The 15,746-nt window shown below is 41.8% G+C and carries 16 protein-coding genes; 15 read left to right on the top strand and 1 reads right to left on the bottom strand.

Annotated features, from left to right (window positions below):
• Nucleotide 1 precedes the first annotated feature (1 nt).
• From rsmB to spoVM, 8 genes are all read left to right on the top strand, one after another.
• Complete coding sequence (gene rsmB / locus ACFPA1_RS02145; protein ID WP_213140803.1) at nt 2–1,354, top strand: 16S rRNA (cytosine(967)-C(5))-methyltransferase RsmB; 1,353 nt, start codon at nt 2–4, stop codon at nt 1,352–1,354.
• A 3-nt stretch (nt 1,355–1,357) separates the two neighbouring features.
• Nucleotides 1,358–2,446, top strand: coding sequence for a 23S rRNA (adenine(2503)-C(2))-methyltransferase RlmN (gene rlmN / locus ACFPA1_RS02150; protein ID WP_213140802.1), 1,089 nt, complete (start codon nt 1,358–1,360; stop codon nt 2,444–2,446).
• 4 nt (nt 2,447–2,450) lie between these two features.
• Nucleotides 2,451–3,203 (top strand): Stp1/IreP family PP2C-type Ser/Thr phosphatase, encoded by a 753-nt coding sequence (locus ACFPA1_RS02155; RefSeq protein WP_378581064.1) that lies wholly within the window; start codon nt 2,451–2,453, stop codon nt 3,201–3,203.
• The gene (gene pknB / locus ACFPA1_RS02160; RefSeq protein WP_213140800.1) at nt 3,203–5,185 is read left to right on the top strand and encodes a Stk1 family PASTA domain-containing Ser/Thr kinase; all 1,983 of its coding nucleotides are present in this window, start codon (nt 3,203–3,205) and stop codon (nt 5,183–5,185) included. Before ACFPA1_RS02155 ends, pknB begins: the two co-directional genes overlap by 1 nt.
• 37 nt (nt 5,186–5,222) lie before the next feature.
• On the top strand, nt 5,223–6,104 hold the full coding sequence (gene rsgA / locus ACFPA1_RS02165; RefSeq protein ID WP_378581065.1) for a ribosome small subunit-dependent GTPase A: 882 nt from the start codon (nt 5,223–5,225) through the stop codon (nt 6,102–6,104).
• Between the two features lie 2 nt (nt 6,105–6,106).
• Nucleotides 6,107–6,751, top strand: a complete 645-nt coding sequence (gene rpe / locus ACFPA1_RS02170; RefSeq protein ID WP_213140798.1) for a ribulose-phosphate 3-epimerase — start codon at nt 6,107–6,109, stop codon at nt 6,749–6,751.
• 48 nt (nt 6,752–6,799) lie between these two features.
• Nucleotides 6,800–7,450 (top strand): thiamine diphosphokinase, encoded by a 651-nt coding sequence (locus ACFPA1_RS02175; RefSeq protein WP_378581067.1) that lies wholly within the window; start codon nt 6,800–6,802, stop codon nt 7,448–7,450.
• Between the two features lie 111 nt (nt 7,451–7,561).
• Nucleotides 7,562–7,645, top strand: coding sequence for a stage V sporulation protein SpoVM (spoVM, locus tag ACFPA1_RS02180; protein ID WP_042356285.1), 84 nt, complete (start codon nt 7,562–7,564; stop codon nt 7,643–7,645).
• Between the two features lie 143 nt (nt 7,646–7,788).
• Here spoVM and rpmB read toward each other — a convergent pair whose 3' ends face one another.
• Entirely contained in the window at nt 7,789–7,977 is a 189-nt protein-coding gene (rpmB, locus tag ACFPA1_RS02185; protein WP_007087786.1) for a 50S ribosomal protein L28, read from the bottom strand.
• A 286-nt stretch (nt 7,978–8,263) separates the two neighbouring features.
• On the opposite strand from rpmB, the gene ACFPA1_RS02190 reads away from it, so the two are divergent.
• The 7 genes from ACFPA1_RS02190 (at nt 8,264) to plsX (ending at nt 15,739) form a co-directional block, all read left to right on the top strand.
• Nucleotides 8,264–8,626: an Asp23/Gls24 family envelope stress response protein gene (locus ACFPA1_RS02190; RefSeq protein ID WP_213116367.1), complete on the top strand. Its 363-nt coding sequence runs from the start codon at nt 8,264–8,266 to the stop codon at nt 8,624–8,626.
• A gap of 15 nt (nt 8,627–8,641) precedes the next feature.
• The gene (locus tag ACFPA1_RS02195; RefSeq protein ID WP_378581069.1) at nt 8,642–10,324 is read left to right on the top strand and encodes a DAK2 domain-containing protein; all 1,683 of its coding nucleotides are present in this window, start codon (nt 8,642–8,644) and stop codon (nt 10,322–10,324) included.
• Nucleotides 10,325–10,437: 113 nt separating this feature from the next.
• Nucleotides 10,438–11,100, top strand: a complete 663-nt coding sequence (sdaAB, locus tag ACFPA1_RS02200; protein WP_213116365.1) for an L-serine ammonia-lyase, iron-sulfur-dependent subunit beta — start codon at nt 10,438–10,440, stop codon at nt 11,098–11,100.
• Between the two features lie 27 nt (nt 11,101–11,127).
• Entirely contained in the window at nt 11,128–12,012 is an 885-nt protein-coding gene (gene sdaAA, locus ACFPA1_RS02205) for an L-serine ammonia-lyase, iron-sulfur-dependent, subunit alpha (protein ID WP_213140796.1), read from the top strand.
• Nucleotides 12,009–14,057 carry an ATP-dependent DNA helicase RecG gene (gene recG, locus ACFPA1_RS02210; RefSeq protein WP_213140795.1) on the top strand — a complete coding sequence of 683 codons (2,049 nt, stop codon included), beginning with the start codon at nt 12,009–12,011 and terminating at the stop codon, nt 14,055–14,057. Before sdaAA ends, recG begins: the two co-directional genes overlap by 4 nt.
• 101 nt (nt 14,058–14,158) lie before the next feature.
• A complete protein-coding gene (fapR, locus tag ACFPA1_RS02215; protein WP_213116362.1) occupies nt 14,159–14,725 on the top strand; it encodes a transcription factor FapR in 567 nt (188 codons plus the stop codon).
• 12 nt (nt 14,726–14,737) lie between these two features.
• A complete protein-coding gene (plsX, locus tag ACFPA1_RS02220; protein ID WP_213140794.1) occupies nt 14,738–15,739 on the top strand; it encodes a phosphate acyltransferase PlsX in 1,002 nt (333 codons plus the stop codon).
• Nucleotides 15,740–15,746: the final 7 nt, after the last annotated feature.

A 15,746-nucleotide genomic window follows, 5' to 3' on the forward strand; every position in this document is an offset into this window, starting at 1 on the left:
AATGACAACCAAAGCGAGAACAAATGTACGGGAAGCGGCAATGGACCTTCTTGTTACAATAGAAAAAAATCAATCCTACAGCAATTTGCTACTTAATCATGCAATCAATAATAATCAAATCTCTCAAAAGGATATCGGCTTATTAACGGAATTAACCTATGGAACGTTACAAAGAAGAATGGCCTTAGATTTCTTTCTCAAGCCCTTTATAAAAGACCATAAAAAATTGGCGGATTGGATTATTCATTTACTTAGACTCACGGTTTATCAAATGGTTTATCTTGATCGAATTCCTGATCGTGCTGCTATATATGAAGCAGTAGAAATTGCCAAAAAACGCGGGCATAAAGGAATTGCAGGCTTGGTTAATGGCGTGCTTAGAAGCATTCAAAGAGAAGGACTTCCATCTTTAAATGAAGTTTCTGACCCAATTGAAAGATTATCACTGGAAACGAGTCACCCATTATGGCTTGTGGGCCGCTGGGTCAGCCAATTTGGATATGATAAAACAAAAGAAATGTGTGAGATCAATCTGACGGCACCGATGCAAATTGCCAGAGTCAATCTCACCAAGATGTCTCGAGATGAATGTGCCCAGGTGCTCGAAGAAGAGGGGTTTGAAATTGAAAAAAGCCCGATTATTCCAGAGGCGATTAGGTCGTTAAAGGGAAATCTGGCTACTAGCATTGCCTTTAAATATGGAATGTTCACAATCCAAGATGAAAGTTCGATGCTTGTAGCCTATGCATTAGGCGCTGAAAAAAATGAATTTGTCCTTGATGCTTGTGCAGCCCCTGGAGGTAAAAGCACGCATATTGCTGAAAAGATGCAAAATACTGGCGAAGTGATTTCCGTTGACCTTCACCAGCACAAAGTAAGATTAATCAATGAAAATGCCCGCCGATTAGGGTTATCAAATATAAAGACAAATGTCTCTGATTCAAGATTGCTGCAGGAAAAGTTCAAGCAGGAATCATTTCATCACATTCTGCTTGATGCACCATGCTCAGGGCTTGGGGTGATGAGAAGAAAGCCTGATATGAAGTATACCAAGACCGAAAAGGATTTAGAGCGTTTAAGCAGTATTCAACAAAGTCTATTAACATCGGTTGCTCCTTTACTGAAAAAAGGCGGCACCCTTGTATATAGTACCTGTACAGTAGATAAAGTGGAAAATGAATATACAGTAAAGACATTTTTAGATAACAATCCGGAGTTTGAGGGAGATTTAACATTCAAAAACAGGATGCCAGAAGCGATTCAACCGCTCATTACCGGATTTGATTTACAAATATTCCCACAAGATTTTGGGTCAGACGGCTTTTATATAGCCGCTTTAAAAAGGAAGGTGTAACGATTGGAACAACTAAATACAGCAGAGAAGAATACAGCATTGGACAAAAAAAAATCGATTTACTCACTTGAGCTTCAAGATTTAAAAGATTGGCTGAAAGAGAATGGCGAAAAACCATTCAGAGCCGAGCAAATTTTTGACTGGCTTTATAAAAAACGGGTCATTTCTTTTGAGGATATGAGCAATTTATCCAAAGAATTAAGAGAGAAACTGGCCGCCGCGTTTCAGATTACTACCTTAAATACGGTTATTCAGCAAACATCCTCGGATGGAACTATCAAATTTCTCTTTGAACTTCATGATGGATATTCCATTGAGACAGTTTTAATGCGTCACGATTATGGAAACTCAGTTTGTGTAACGACTCAGGTTGGCTGCAGGATCGGCTGTACCTTTTGTGCTTCCACTCTTGGCGGCTTAAAAAGACATTTAGAAGCTGGTGAAATCGTTGCGCAGGTTGTCAAGGTCCAGCAAGCTCTTGATGAATCAGATGAACGCGTCAGTTCCGTTGTCATTATGGGTATTGGCGAGCCATTTGATAATTACGATAATATGCTGTCGTTTCTAAAAATTATCAATCATGAAAAAGCGTTAAATATCGGGGCGCGTCATATCACTGTTTCAACAAGCGGTATTATCCCGAAAATCTATCAATTTGCTGATGAAAATATGCAAATTAATTTTGCCATTTCCCTGCATGCTCCTAATACAGAATTAAGGTCAAGGTTAATGCCGATTAATAAAGCTTTTAAACTTGATGACTTAATGAAAGCAGTGCGGTATTATATCGATAAGACAGGCAGAAGAATAAGTTTTGAGTATGGCCTCTTTGGCGGCGTTAACGATTCAGTTGAGCATGCCGAGGAATTGGCAGAACTGATAAAAGGGATAAAATGCCATGTGAATCTGATACCTGTTAACTACGTTCCGGAAAGGGATTACGTCCGCACGCCTAGAGAAAAGATTTTTGCTTTTGAGAAGACGCTAAAAACGCGTGGTATAAATGTAACCATTCGCCGGGAGCACGGCCATGATATTGATGCAGCATGCGGGCAGCTTCGTGCAAAGGAGCGAAAAGAGGAGACGATGTAAAGGTATGAAAGAAGTATTTCAAACAGACCGAGGGAAAGTGCGTCTTCACAATGAGGATGCCGGGGGAGTTTTTATTAACCTTGACGGGGACCGCCTTGCCATCGTAGCAGATGGGATGGGCGGCCACCGTGCGGGTGATGTAGCAAGTGAAATGAGCGTATCGCATTTAAAACAAGAATGGGAAAAAACCAAAGGAATTATAGATGCCGAGACGGCCGAAACGTGGCTCGAGGAGCAAATTAAAAAGGTAAATGAAATTCTTTTTGACCATGCCTTAAGCCATACGGAATGTGACGGGATGGGGACGACGATTGTCGCTGCTATCGCCACGAGTTTGTTTGCGACAATGGCAAATATAGGCGACAGCCGCGGTTATATTCTGAATGAATCTGGTTTTAAGCAAATTACCGAAGACCATTCCCTTGTTAATGAATTAGTCAGGACCGGGCAAATTTCCAAAGAAGATGCAGAGCATCATCCTCGTAAAAATGTATTGCTGAGGGCATTGGGGACTGAAAAAACAGTCGAAATGGATATTAAAACAATCACTTTCGAAGAAGGCGATTTACTCCTTTTATGTTCTGACGGTCTTTCCAATAAAGTCAGTGAAACAAGGATGAAAGATACGCTGTTAAGCAGCGGCCTTCTTGAGGAAAAAGCGAAAACCCTTATCTCACTTGCAAATGAAAATGGCGGAGAAGACAACATTACATTGGCTATAGTAGAGTTTCTGGAAGCCCGTGAGGGTGGTATGTAATGTTGATTGGTAAAAGACTAAGCGGCCGCTATAAAATCATTGATATGATTGGCGGAGGCGGCATGGCCAACGTTTACCTTGCCCATGATATGATCCTTGACCGGGACGTTGCGGTTAAAATGCTCCGGCTAGATTTTGCAAATGATGAAGAGTTTATTCGGAGGTTTCATCGAGAAGCACAATCTGCTACAAGCCTTGCACACCCAAACATTGTCAATATATTTGATGTCGGCGAAGAAGACGATTTATATTATATCGTTATGGAATTTGTAGATGGAAATACACTGAAACAATACATACAGCAAAATTCTCCTCTTAAGGTGGAAGAGGCAATTGAAATTATGAAGCAATTGACCTCGGCGATTTCTCATGCTCATCATAACCATATCATTCACCGAGATATTAAACCGCATAATATTTTGGTAGACCATGATGGGAATGTTAAAATTACGGATTTTGGTATTGCCATGGCTTTAAGTGCCACTAGTATTACGCAGACTAATTCAGTTCTTGGGTCTGTCCATTATTTATCGCCCGAGCAGGCCCGGGGCGGTATGGCCAATCGAAAGTCAGATATATATTCACTGGGGATTGTTATGTTCGAATTATTGACCGGCAGACTTCCTTTTTCCGGAGAATCTGCTGTATCAATTGCCCTTAAGCATTTGCAATCCGAAACTCCGTCCGTCAGAAGATGGAATCCCAACATTCCGCAGAGTGTAGAAAATATCGTCTTAAAAGCGACAGCGAAAGATCCATTTCATCGCTATAATAGCGTCGATGAAATGGAGGAGGATTTACGTACAGCGCTTGATCCGGATCGACTGTTTGAACCAAAATTCATCATACCGATTGATGATGAAGCGACAAAGGCCATCCCGATTATTACAAATGATAAGCCATTAAAAAACTTAGATGAAACAATTGTTCACACCAGTGAAAAAAACACTGGCAGTTCGGGTGGCACTTCTGATTCGAAACAAGGAAAAGGGGCAAATAAAAAGCGAAGAAAATGGCCAATCGTTCTTACTTCTCTTTTAGTTTTGCTGGTTTTGCTTGGACTATCCGCCTATTTTGTTCCGGGATTAATTTCCGCAAAGGATGTCAAAATTCCTGATGTCAGCGGAATGAAGGAAGATGATGCGATTTCAAAGTTAAGACAACAGGGACTGACTATTGATAAGAGAATTAAACTAACTGATGATGAAATCGAAAAAGGCAGTGTTATTAAAACGAATCCTGAAGCGGATACAGTCGTTAAAGAAAAATCAAAGGTAACACTTTATATAAGTACAGGAAAAGAAAAATATGAACTATCCGATTATGTGGGCCGGCAATATGATGATGTTGTCCGTTTGTTAGATAATCAGAATTTTAAAGATATAAAGAAGACTGAGAAAAACGATGACAGCGAGCCAGGAACGATTCTCAGCCAAAATCCTTCCGGGGGGGAAAAGGTGGTTCCAGAGGATACTGTTTTGGAATTTGAAGTTAGTAAGGGCCCGGAAAAAATTGTATTAATGGATCTAACACAATATAGTGTAAAAGCTGCACAGGATTATGCGGCATCGGTCGGTTTAACGTTAGATGCTTCTCAGGAACAATATAATGAAACCATTCCAAGGGGTATGATCATTTCGCAAGAACCTAAACAAGGGACTCAGCTTCAAAAAGGTGATAAAGTCAGCGTGATTGTCTCTAAAGGAAAAGAAGAAAAACCCCCAAGGGAGATAACGAAAGAAATTACCATTGATTACGAACCTCCTTTACCAGGCCAGCCTGGACAAAAACAAGAGGTAAGGATTTATATTGATGATATGAATCACAATATGAGTGTACCTGCGGATGTCTTCTCTATTACAGAAACAACAACGAGGCAAATTAAATTGATTATTGTGGAAGGTAAAAAAGCCAGCTATCAGGTGTTTCGTGATTCTAAAGTCATTGCAGAAGAAACCATTAATTACAACGACGTAGAATAACCTTTTTAAATTAAATCTTTTTACAAGGAGGGCTGCTATGCCTGAAGGGAAAATTGTAAAAGCATTGAGCGGTTTTTATTATGTTCTTTACAATGATGACTTAATTCAGTGCCGCGGAAGAGGAGTGTTTCGGAAAAATAAAATCACTCCCCTTGTGGGGGATGAAGTTGTTTTTCAAGCGGAAAATGACCAAGAAGGGTACATTTTGGAAGTGAAGGAACGCAAAAATGAATTGGTTCGCCCGCCAATTGCGAATGTCGACTTGGCGATTTTGGTTTTTTCCGCTGTCGAACCTGAATTTAGTACCGTACTCTTGGATCGTTTCCTTGTTCTGGTCGAATTTAATCAAATTGAGCCGATTATTTGTATTACCAAAATGGACCTAACAAATAATGAGGAGCAGAAGAAGATTTCAGAATATGCCGCGCACTATCAGGCCGCCGGTTATGAAGTGATTATGACATCTTCCGAGACAGAAACAGGCATTGAATTATTGCATCCACATCTCGAGGATAAAATATCTGTTTTTGCCGGCCAATCAGGGGTTGGCAAATCATCTTTGTTGAATGTACTAAGACCAGACTTGGAATTGAAAACAAATGATATCTCCACCCATTTGGGAAGGGGAAAGCATACAACAAGACATGTTGAACTGATAAAAGTCGGCAATGGATTATTAGCGGATACGCCGGGATTTAGCTCTTTGGATTTCACTGATATCGAAGCAGAGGATTTAACCTCCTGTTTTCCGGAAATCTTAAGGGCAAGTGAAAATTGCAAATTCCGCGGCTGCCTTCATCTGAGCGAACCGAAATGCGGTGTTAAACAGGCAGTGGAATCTGGGGAGATTCCAACGTATCGTTACGACCATTATGTCGATTTCCTTCAGGAAATTAAAGATAGAAAGCCGAGGTACTAGTTATGGTAAAAATCGCCCCATCCATTCTTTCAGCTGATTTTGCAAAATTAGGGGAAGAAATCATAGCAGTTGAAAAAGGGGGAGCAGATTACATTCATGTAGATGTGATGGATGGTCATTTTGTCCCGAATATCACAATCGGTCCGCTTATCGTCGAAGCCATTCGTCCGGTAACCAAACTGCCGCTGGATGTGCATTTAATGATTGAAAATCCGGACCAATATATTGAAGCCTTTGCCAAAGCAGGTGCGGATTATATTACGGTCCATGTCGAAGCATGCCGTCACCTGCACCGCACGATTCAAAACATTAAATCCTATGGTGTAAAGGCCGGAGTTGTCTTAAACCCTGCCACACCTGTCGAGTCAATCCAACATATTATCGGGGATATCGATATGGTGCTGTTAATGTCTGTAAATCCCGGATTTGGCGGGCAAAAATTTATTCCTGAGGTGCTGCCGAAAATCAAGAAAGTAAAACAAATGGCAGTGGAAAAAGGAGTAGAAATTGAAATTGAAATCGATGGCGGTGTCAATCCGGAAACAGCAAAGCTATGTATAGAGGCCGGCGCAAATGTCCTTGTCGCAGGATCGGCTATTTATAATCAAGCGGATTATGCGAAGGCCATTTCGCATATAAGAGGGTAAACAAAGTCGGCTTAACGCCGGCTTTTTGTTTAGCAAAAAGGAGCTCAGATGATGATTATTAATATACTCGCCGGAGGTCCGGAGGATCTTCTGCCCGATTTAACGGAATATATCGAAGAGAATGCAATATGGGTGGGTGTTGACCGCGGCGTATTTCATTTGATATCGAGAAGCATTACACCAGCAATTGCCTTTGGCGATTTTGATTCCGTAACAAAAGCGGAATTAGCGGTTATCGAAGATAAGGTTACTAAATTAAAAAAATTTATTCCTGAAAAAGATGAAACCGATATGGAGTTAGCTTTAAACTGGGCATTAAAGCAACAGCCAGAAAAAATCCAAATGTTTGGTGCCACAGGGGGAAGGCTAGACCATTTACTGGCGAATGTCCAGCTGTTAATTCATCCGCTAAACGCCAAAACTGAAACGGAAATTTTTCTGATTGACCGTTACAATATTGCTTTTTTAAAAGGGCCAGGCACATATACACTCAAGAAAAGATGGGATAAAAAATATATTTCATTTGTGCCATTAACCCTAGATGTTTTCGGGATTACTCTGGATGGGTTCAAATATCCTTTGAAGAACCGTCATATTTCCCTCGGATCCACACTATGTATAAGTAATGAACTTATTAGCGATTATGGTACTTTTTCATTTTCAGAAGGCATATTATTAGTGATAAGAAGCCATGATTAAAAGCCTCGAAAAATCGGTACTGATTTTGTTCGTTTGAATAAAATGGTAAGGGCGTACGGATTTAGGGTAAAGAATAAAATGTTAGACGTGAGATTTGTGAGGAGGGACAGTATGAAATTTTATACAATTAAACTGCCGAGATTTTTAGGTGGAATTGTCCGAGCGATGATTGGCGTGTTTAATAAAAAAGAATAGGAAAAAGGCCTCATTCCCCAAAGAGGCTCATTACCTTTCATAAACCTAAAGCACCCATTCGAATAAAATGGGTGCTTTTTATTTTCATTAATTAGGACAAAATAAAAGAAAGTGAGGCTGTCACATGACAGCCTCACTAAAAATTATACGCGTTCTACTTTACCGGATCTTAACGCTCTTGCAGAAACCCAAACACGCTTTGGTTTTCCATCAACAAGGATACGTACTTTTTGTAGGTTAGCACCCCATGTACGCTTGTTAGCGTTCATAGCGTGAGAACGGGCGTTACCAGTAGTGGTTTTCTTTCCAGTTACTACACATTTGCGCGGCATTAAATTTCCCTCCTTAACACGAAAAGCTTAACCAGTATTCTTTAAGATACTAATCATATAGAAAAATGGCATAGCCAAATTTTCTGTCTTAAGATACCTTAATAATTTATCACACAACCATTATGAATGCAATAGCTTAGTTAAATGGTTTCAAGAAAAAAACCTTGACATTACCCTAAAATAAATGCTGTTATAGTAAACGTACTAGGAATGACTTTCAATATTTAAGCTACTATAGTAAAATGACTGTAGTTAAGGAGCAATTTTTCAGGAGGGGGAACGATTCATGTCCATTGAATTGAAAACGAAGTACGGACAAATTGATATTTCAAATGAAGTAATCGCAACCATTGCCGGAGGAGCAGCGGTAGAATGCTATGGAATTGTCGGCATGGCCTCTAAAAATCAGATCAAAGATGGCATAACTGAAATTCTTAGAAGAGAAAATTTCACCCGCGGTGTCATTGTCCGCCAGGAAAATGAAGCGTTACATATTGATATGTATATTATTGTCAGCTATGGAACCAAGATTTCTGAAATTGCTCACAACGTGCAATCAAAGGTTAAGTACACCCTTGACAAGACAGTTGGACTTGCCGTTGATTCGGTTAATATTTTCGTTCAGGGAGTTCGTGTGACGAACCCGTAGTAAGGAGTGAAGTTTGTGTCAATTACAGCATTAGATGGAAAACGTTTTGCCGAGATGATTATTCAAGGCGCCAATCATCTGTCAGCCAATGCTAAAATGGTAGATGCTCTGAACGTTTTTCCAGTTCCGGATGGCGATACAGGGACTAATATGAATTTATCCATGACCTCCGGTGCAAAAGAGGTTAAAAATAATGTTCAAGAACATATTGGTAAAGTAGGGGTTTCTCTCTCAAAAGGACTGCTCATGGGAGCACGAGGAAACTCTGGTGTTATTCTTTCGCAATTGTTCCGCGGTTTTTCTAAAGCAATCGAAGCAAAAGCTATCATTAATGGAAATGAATTTGCAGGAGCGCTTGAGGCAGGAGTTGAAACTGCTTATAAGGCTGTTATGAAGCCGGTCGAAGGAACAATTCTGACTGTTGCCAAAGATGCTGCCAAAAAAGCTGTGCAGACTGCGCAAAAATCAAATGATATTGTTGTTATTATGGAAGATGTTCTAAAGGAGGCTAAAGCTTCCCTAAAGCGTACGCCTGACCTATTGCCTGTTTTAAAGGAAGTCGGAGTTGTGGATTCCGGCGGGCAGGGGCTTGTCTGTGTATATGAAGGCTTTCTTGCTGAATTAAAGGGAGAAAAACTGCCGGATTCACCAGAGGTCATGCCATCAATGGATGAATTAGTCAATGCCGAGCATCATAAAAGCGTCCAGGGCCATATTAACACTGAAGATATTGAATTTGGCTACTGTACAGAGTTTATGGTTCGTTTTGAAACAGAAAAGATAGCAAAGCATCCATTTAATGAGACTACTTTCCGCAATGATCTAAGCAATTATGGAGATTCGTTATTAGTGATCTCTGATGATGATATTGTGAAAGTTCATATTCATTCCGAGCAGCCTGGTGAAGTATTAACATACGGTCAGCGCTACGGCAACCTTATTAATATGAAAATTGAAAATATGCGCCAGCAGCATTCCAATATTGTGGGAGAAACACATACTCCACTTGCCACTGCGGTGAAAGAAACACCAAAAGAAAAGCAGGGATACGGAATTGTCGCTGTTTCGATGGGCTCGGGCGTTGCCGACCTTTTTAAGAGCATCGGGGCCCATGCAGTCATTGAAGGCGGCCAGACGATGAATCCAAGTACAGAGGATATTGTCAAGGCTGTTAAAGAAGTAAATGCCAAAAAAGTATTTATTTTGCCGAATAATAAAAACATCATAATGGCTGCTGAGCAGGCTCGCGATGTATCGGATGAAGAAATTTATGTGATTCCATCCAAAACCGTTCCGCAAGGGCTTTCCGCTCTGCTTGTCTTTAATCCTTCCGCAGATGCAGAGGCAAACACTACTGCTATGACGGAGGCGCTAAGCCATGTGAAAACCGGACAAATCACCTTTGCCGTCCGCGATACACAAATCGATGGATTGGATATTGAAACTGGGGATTTCATGGGGATTGCCGAAGGGAAAATTGTTGTTAAAAATAAAGATAAAGAAAAAGCAGCGGAAGACCTGTTATCAAACATGCTTGATGAAGATTCTGAAATTCTTACCATCATTTATGGTGAAGATGTGACAGAGGAAGAACTCAGCCAGCTTACCGAATTCGTTGAAGAAAAATTTAGCGATGTGGAAATAGAGGTTCATAATGGCAAACAACCATTATATTCTTATATCTTTTCAATTGAATAAATAACGGCTAAAATAGAAGGGGGTCCTTAGGGACCAACCTTCTTTTTTTTGATAATATATACTAACCATTTTTTAATAAAGATAGAAAGACATAGGCAAGGGGGAATAGATTCATGAAGTATAGAAGCGTATTTGATATCATTGGCCCAGTCATGATTGGTCCGTCAAGCTCTCACACTGCCGGTGCTGCAAGAATCGGCCGTGTCGCTAGAAGTTTATTTGGCAGGGAGCCAAAATGGGCAAATATTTCGTTATACGGATCCTTCGCGCAAACGTACAAGGGTCACGGTACGGATGTTGCAATTGTGGGCGGATTATTGGATTTCGATACGGACGATAAAAGGATTATTAAAGCTATTGAGATTGCTGAAGAACGCGGAATGAAAATTCGCTTCATTGAAGAGGATGCAGTTACAGACCACCCAAATACCGCTAGAATCATAATTGGCGATCACAATGGGGAGCTTGAATTAGTAGGTATTTCCATTGGCGGCGGAAAGATTGAAATCATCGAGTTGAACGGTTTTGAATTGAAGCTTTCTGGCAATCACCCTGCCATCTTAGTTGTTCATAATGACCGGTTCGGTGCCATTGCAAGTGTCGCCAATACACTGGCGAAATATGAAATTAATATTGGCCATATGGAGGTTTCCCGTAAGGAAGTTGGAAAAATGGCCCTGATGACAATTGAGGTCGATCAAAATATTGATGATACCCTGATCGAGGAACTCGAACAGCTGCCAAACATCTTGAAGGTCACAAAAATTGTTGATTAAACATACACAGCGAAAGGGGGTCAATTTATGTTTCGAAATGTAGCAGAATTAGTAGAACTGGCCAACAGTCAAAATAAAAAAATTTCCGAAATTATGATTGAGCAGGAAGTCACCGTAACGGGACGGTCCAAGGAAGAAGTAATCGGCTTTATGGACCGTAACCTCAAAGTGATGGAAGAAGCAGTTGAACGCGGATTGAAAGGGGTTACTTCCGTTACCGGCTTAACGGGCGGAGACGCAGTACTCTTGCAAAAATATATTGAAAAAGGCAATTTCTTATCCGGTGAAACGATTCTCGATGCCGTCAGCCGGGCTGTCGCAACAAATGAAGTTAATGCGGCGATGGGAACGATTTGTGCCACACCGACTGCCGGATCAGCGGGTGTCGTTCCAGGGACGTTGTTTGCTGTAAAGAAAAAGCTGTACCCAACAAGAGAGCAAATGATTTCGTTTTTATTTACCGCCGGAGCGTTCGGCTTTGTTGTTGCAAACAATGCCTCCATATCCGGTGCTGCCGGGGGCTGCCAAGCGGAGGTGGGATCGGCAGCAGGAATGGCCGCAGCGGCAATCGTCGAAATGGCCGGAGGAACTCCGGAACAATGTGCCGAAGCAATGGCCATCACATTAAAAAATATGCTTGGCTTAGTTTGTGACCCGGTTGCCGGTCTTGTGGAAGTGCCTTGTGTAAAGCGAAATGCCATGGGTGCAGCCAATGCCATGGTAGCCGCAGATATGGCACTTGCCGGAATCAAAAGCCGAATTCCATGCGATGAAGTGATTGACGCAATGTATAGAATTGGCCAATCAATGCCAACAGCCTTAAAAGAAACAGCGCAGGGAGGGTTAGCGGCAACACCAACTGGCCGGGCGCTGCAGGCCAAAATTTTCGGAATGCCGCTTACAGAAAAGTGAATCCATATCTAAACCAGCCAATAACAGTTATTAAGGGCATAGGTGACGAAACGGCGGAAATTTTTTCAGAAATGAACATTTTCAGCATTCATGATTTATTGGAATATTTCCCCTATCGTTATGAGGATTACCGTCTTCGCGATTTGATGGAAGTACAACATGACGAGAAGGTGACGATCGAAGGGAAGGTTCAAAGCGAACCTTCTCTTGTCTATTATGGCAGGAAGAAGTCAAAGCTCTCCTTCCGCTTTTTTGCAGGACAATACTTAATCAAAGTCGTTTTCTTTAACCAGCCCTATTTAAAAAATAAAATCACCATCAATGAAACGTTAACAATTACAGGAAAGTGGGATGCTCATCGGCAGACGATTAATGCCAGTGAACTCCAGATGGGGGAAAATGCGAAAGGTAAAGATTTTGAACCTGTATATTCTCTTAAAGGAAGACTGACAACAAAGGGCATGCGTAAATTTATTAACTTAGCTTTTCAACAATTTGGAGCTTATATTGATGAAACGCTGCCGGATTACTTCATAACAAAATATCGGCTTTTAAACCGGAGAGATGCCATAAAAGCGATGCATTTTCCAGGCGGCGGGGAGGATCTAAAGCAGGCAAGACGGCGCTTTGTGTACGAGGAATTTCTAATCTTTCAGCTAAAAATGCAGGCACTTCGGAAGTTTGAGCGTGAGCATTCACCCGGAATCAGCCAAAACTATGACCTTGGGAAATTGAAGGAATTCATCGCCCGCCTGCCGTTCCCATTAACAAATGCCCAGAAACGAGTTGTAAATGAAATACTATCCGATCTTAAGTCGCCTTATCGAATGAACCGCCTGCTGCAGGGAGATGTTGGATCAGGAAAAACGGTGGTGGCAGCGGTTGGTCTGTACGCAAGTGTTACTTCAGGCTATCAGGGAGCGCTGATGGTACCGACGGAAATATTGGCCGAACAGCATGCAGAATCATTGAAAACCTTATTGGAACCATTTGGAGTAAAATGTGAATTGCTGACAAGCTCCATAAAAGGAAAGCGCCGCCGGGAAATCCTTGAGAAGCTTACGGAGGGAAATATTGATATCTTAATAGGGACACATGCTCTAATTCAGGATGAGGTAACATTTCAGAAATTAGGTTTTGTTATTACTGATGAGCAGCATCGCTTCGGTGTGGAGCAGCGCCGTGTCCTGAGGGAAAAGGGAGAAAATCCAGATGTGCTGTTCATGACTGCCACCCCGATACCCCGGACGCTTGCCATTACCGTTTTTGGCGAGATGGATGTATCCATCATTGACGAAATGCCTGCCGGCAGGAAAACAATTGAAACCTATTGGGCCAAACCAGAAATGCTTGAACGGGTATTGGCATTTGTAGAAAAAGAATTACAGAAGGGTCATCAGGCATACGTCATTTGTCCATTAATTGAGGAATCGGAAAAGCTTGATGTGCAAAATGCTATTGATGTGCATGCAACATTAAGCAGTTATTTTCAAAATCGCTTTACAGCAGGGCTGATGCATGGGAGATTAAGCTCTGAGGAAAAGGATTCCGTTATGAAGGCGTTCAGTGCAAACGAGGTTCAAGTGCTCGTCTCGACAACTGTAGTTGAGGTTGGCGTGAATGTGCCCAATGCAACAGTCATGGTTATTTATGATGCTGAAAGATTTGGTCTCTCCCAGCTTCACCAGCTCCGTGGCCGTGTTGGCCGGGGAAGTGATCAAGCCTATTGCATTTTGCTGGCCAGTCCAAAATCAGAGACAGGCCAGGAAAGAATGCGGATCATGACGGAAACCAATGATGGTTTTGTATTAAGCGAAAAAGATTTGGAGCTAAGGGGACCGGGAGACTTTTTTGGCAAAAAACAAAGCGGCATGCCAGAATTTAAAGTAGCCGATATGGTTCATGACTACCGTGCCCTCGAAACCGCCAGAAGCGACGCCGCCACCCTAATCCAATCCGAAACCTTCTGGAAATCGGAAGAATATAAATCCTTAAGACAATACCTCGAAGACGCCGGTGTCCTTGAAGGGGAGAAGCTGGATTAGTAAAAAGCAGACTGCAGGAGAAAACTAATCCTTGCAATCTGCTTTTTTAAATTTTATACTACTCTTAGTACCTAGTCATAAGTTTTCGGACGGTGTGAAAAATGAGAAGAAGCAAAAAAGAACGTCAGCAGCTGCTTAGCTCAACCATTCAAGAAAATCCATTTATAACCGATGAAGAGCTTGCTGAAAAGTTTCAGGTAAGTGTCCAAACGATTCGCTTAGACCGCCTGGAATTATCGATACCCGAGCTTCGCGAACGAATTAAAACAGTCGCAGAAAAACGCTTCGATGATGAGGTTCGTTCCCTTCCGCTTGAAGAGGTAATCGGGGAAATCATTGATATGGAACTAGACCAGAGCGCCATCTCTATTTTTGATGTAAAAGAGGAGCATGTTTTTAAACGAAACCAAATTGCCCGGGGCCATCACTTATTTGCCCAGGCAAATTCGCTTGCTGTTGCGGTCATTAACGATGAATTAGCATTAACAGCAAAAGCCAACATCCAATTTAAGCGCTCCGTGAGATTAAATGAACGGGTCATTGCCAAAGCAAGGGTCATGAATATTGATGATGTGACTGGTCGGACGTTGGTCCAGGTATCAAGCTTCGTAAATAATGAACTTGTTTTTACGGGTGATTTTCAAATGTACCGTTCGAAAAACAACTAAAGGATGAGACATATGAAACTTGCGATTGATGCAATGGGCGGAGACAATGCCCCAAAGGAAATCGTTTTGGGAGCCATGAAGGCTGTAGAAACCTTTCCAGACTTACATATTACCCTTGTCGGGGATGAAAATAAAATTAACGAAACATTAAAGAAACATGACCGGATTACGGTTTTACATACGACAGAAGTTATTCTCGGAACAGATGAACCGGTAAGAGCAGTCCGCCGCAAAAAAACGGCCTCTATGGTTCTGGCAGCCCAACAAGTTGCCGATGGTGCAGCAGATGCCTGTTTGTCCGCGGGGAATACAGGTGCGCTCATGGCTGCCGGACTTTTTGTAGTCGGAAGAATTGAAGGAATTGACCGGCCTGCTTTAGCCCCAACTTTACCGACCATTGGTGGGGAAGGATTTTTATTGCTTGATGTGGGCGCTAATGCCGATGCTAAACCGGAACATCTAGTGCAGTATGCCATCATGGGCTCCATTTATAGTAAAAAAGTAAGAGGGATTGAGAGTCCACGTGTCGGACTTTTAAATATTGGCACAGAAGAGAAGAAAGGCAATGAACTAACAAGACATGCTTTTGATCTTTTAAAACAGTCAGATTTGAATTTTGTTGGCAATGTCGAGGCTCGTGATCTGCTTGATGGCGTCGCTGATGTCGTCGTAACGGATGGTTTTACAGGTAACATGGTGTTGAAAACTATTGAGGGAACGGCCCTTTCCATGTTTAAGATGTTGAAAACAGCGCTGATGAGCAGTTTTACAAGCAAGCTGGCAGCAGCCGTTTTAAAACCGAATTTAATGCAGTTGAAAGGTAAGCTGGATTATTCAGAATACGGCGGGGCAGGGTTATTTGGTCTAAAGGCACCGGTTATTAAGGCACACGGTTCATCAAATGCCCAGGCTGTCTTTAGTGCCATCCGCCAGACAAGAGAAATGGTTACTAACGATGTAGTCGGCTTAATTAAACAAACCGTCGAAGCAAATAACGAAACCATAGTACGATAGGGGGATT

It is taken from the genome of Neobacillus sp. GCM10023253 (genome assembly GCF_042653105.1).
GTDB lineage: Bacteria > Bacillota > Bacilli > Bacillales > Cytobacillaceae > Neobacillus > Neobacillus citreus.

Bases quoted from the DNA above. Each gene is read 5' to 3' on its own strand.
- rsgA (WP_378581065.1), top strand. From the start codon at position 5,223: ATGCCTGAAGGGAAAATTGTAAAAGCATTGAGCGGTTTTTATTATGTT.
- rpmB (WP_007087786.1), bottom strand. From the start codon at position 7,977: ATGCCGCGCAAATGTGTAGTAACTGGAAAGAAAACCACTACTGGTAAC.
- sdaAA (WP_213140796.1), top strand. From the start codon at position 11,128: ATGTTTCGAAATGTAGCAGAATTAGTAGAACTGGCCAACAGTCAAAAT.
- pknB (WP_213140800.1), top strand. From the start codon at position 3,203: ATGTTGATTGGTAAAAGACTAAGCGGCCGCTATAAAATCATTGATATG.
- plsX (WP_213140794.1), top strand. From the start codon at position 14,738: ATGAAACTTGCGATTGATGCAATGGGCGGAGACAATGCCCCAAAGGAA.
- rsmB (WP_213140803.1), top strand. From the start codon at position 2: ATGACAACCAAAGCGAGAACAAATGTACGGGAAGCGGCAATGGACCTT.
- sdaAB (WP_213116365.1), top strand. From the start codon at position 10,438: ATGAAGTATAGAAGCGTATTTGATATCATTGGCCCAGTCATGATTGGT.
- ACFPA1_RS02155 (WP_378581064.1), top strand. From the start codon at position 2,451: ATGAAAGAAGTATTTCAAACAGACCGAGGGAAAGTGCGTCTTCACAAT.
- ACFPA1_RS02175 (WP_378581067.1), top strand. From the start codon at position 6,800: ATGATGATTATTAATATACTCGCCGGAGGTCCGGAGGATCTTCTGCCC.
- rpe (WP_213140798.1), top strand. From the start codon at position 6,107: ATGGTAAAAATCGCCCCATCCATTCTTTCAGCTGATTTTGCAAAATTA.
- spoVM (WP_042356285.1), top strand. From the start codon at position 7,562: ATGAAATTTTATACAATTAAACTGCCGAGATTTTTAGGTGGAATTGTC.
- fapR (WP_213116362.1), top strand. From the start codon at position 14,159: ATGAGAAGAAGCAAAAAAGAACGTCAGCAGCTGCTTAGCTCAACCATT.
- ACFPA1_RS02190 (WP_213116367.1), top strand. From the start codon at position 8,264: ATGTCCATTGAATTGAAAACGAAGTACGGACAAATTGATATTTCAAAT.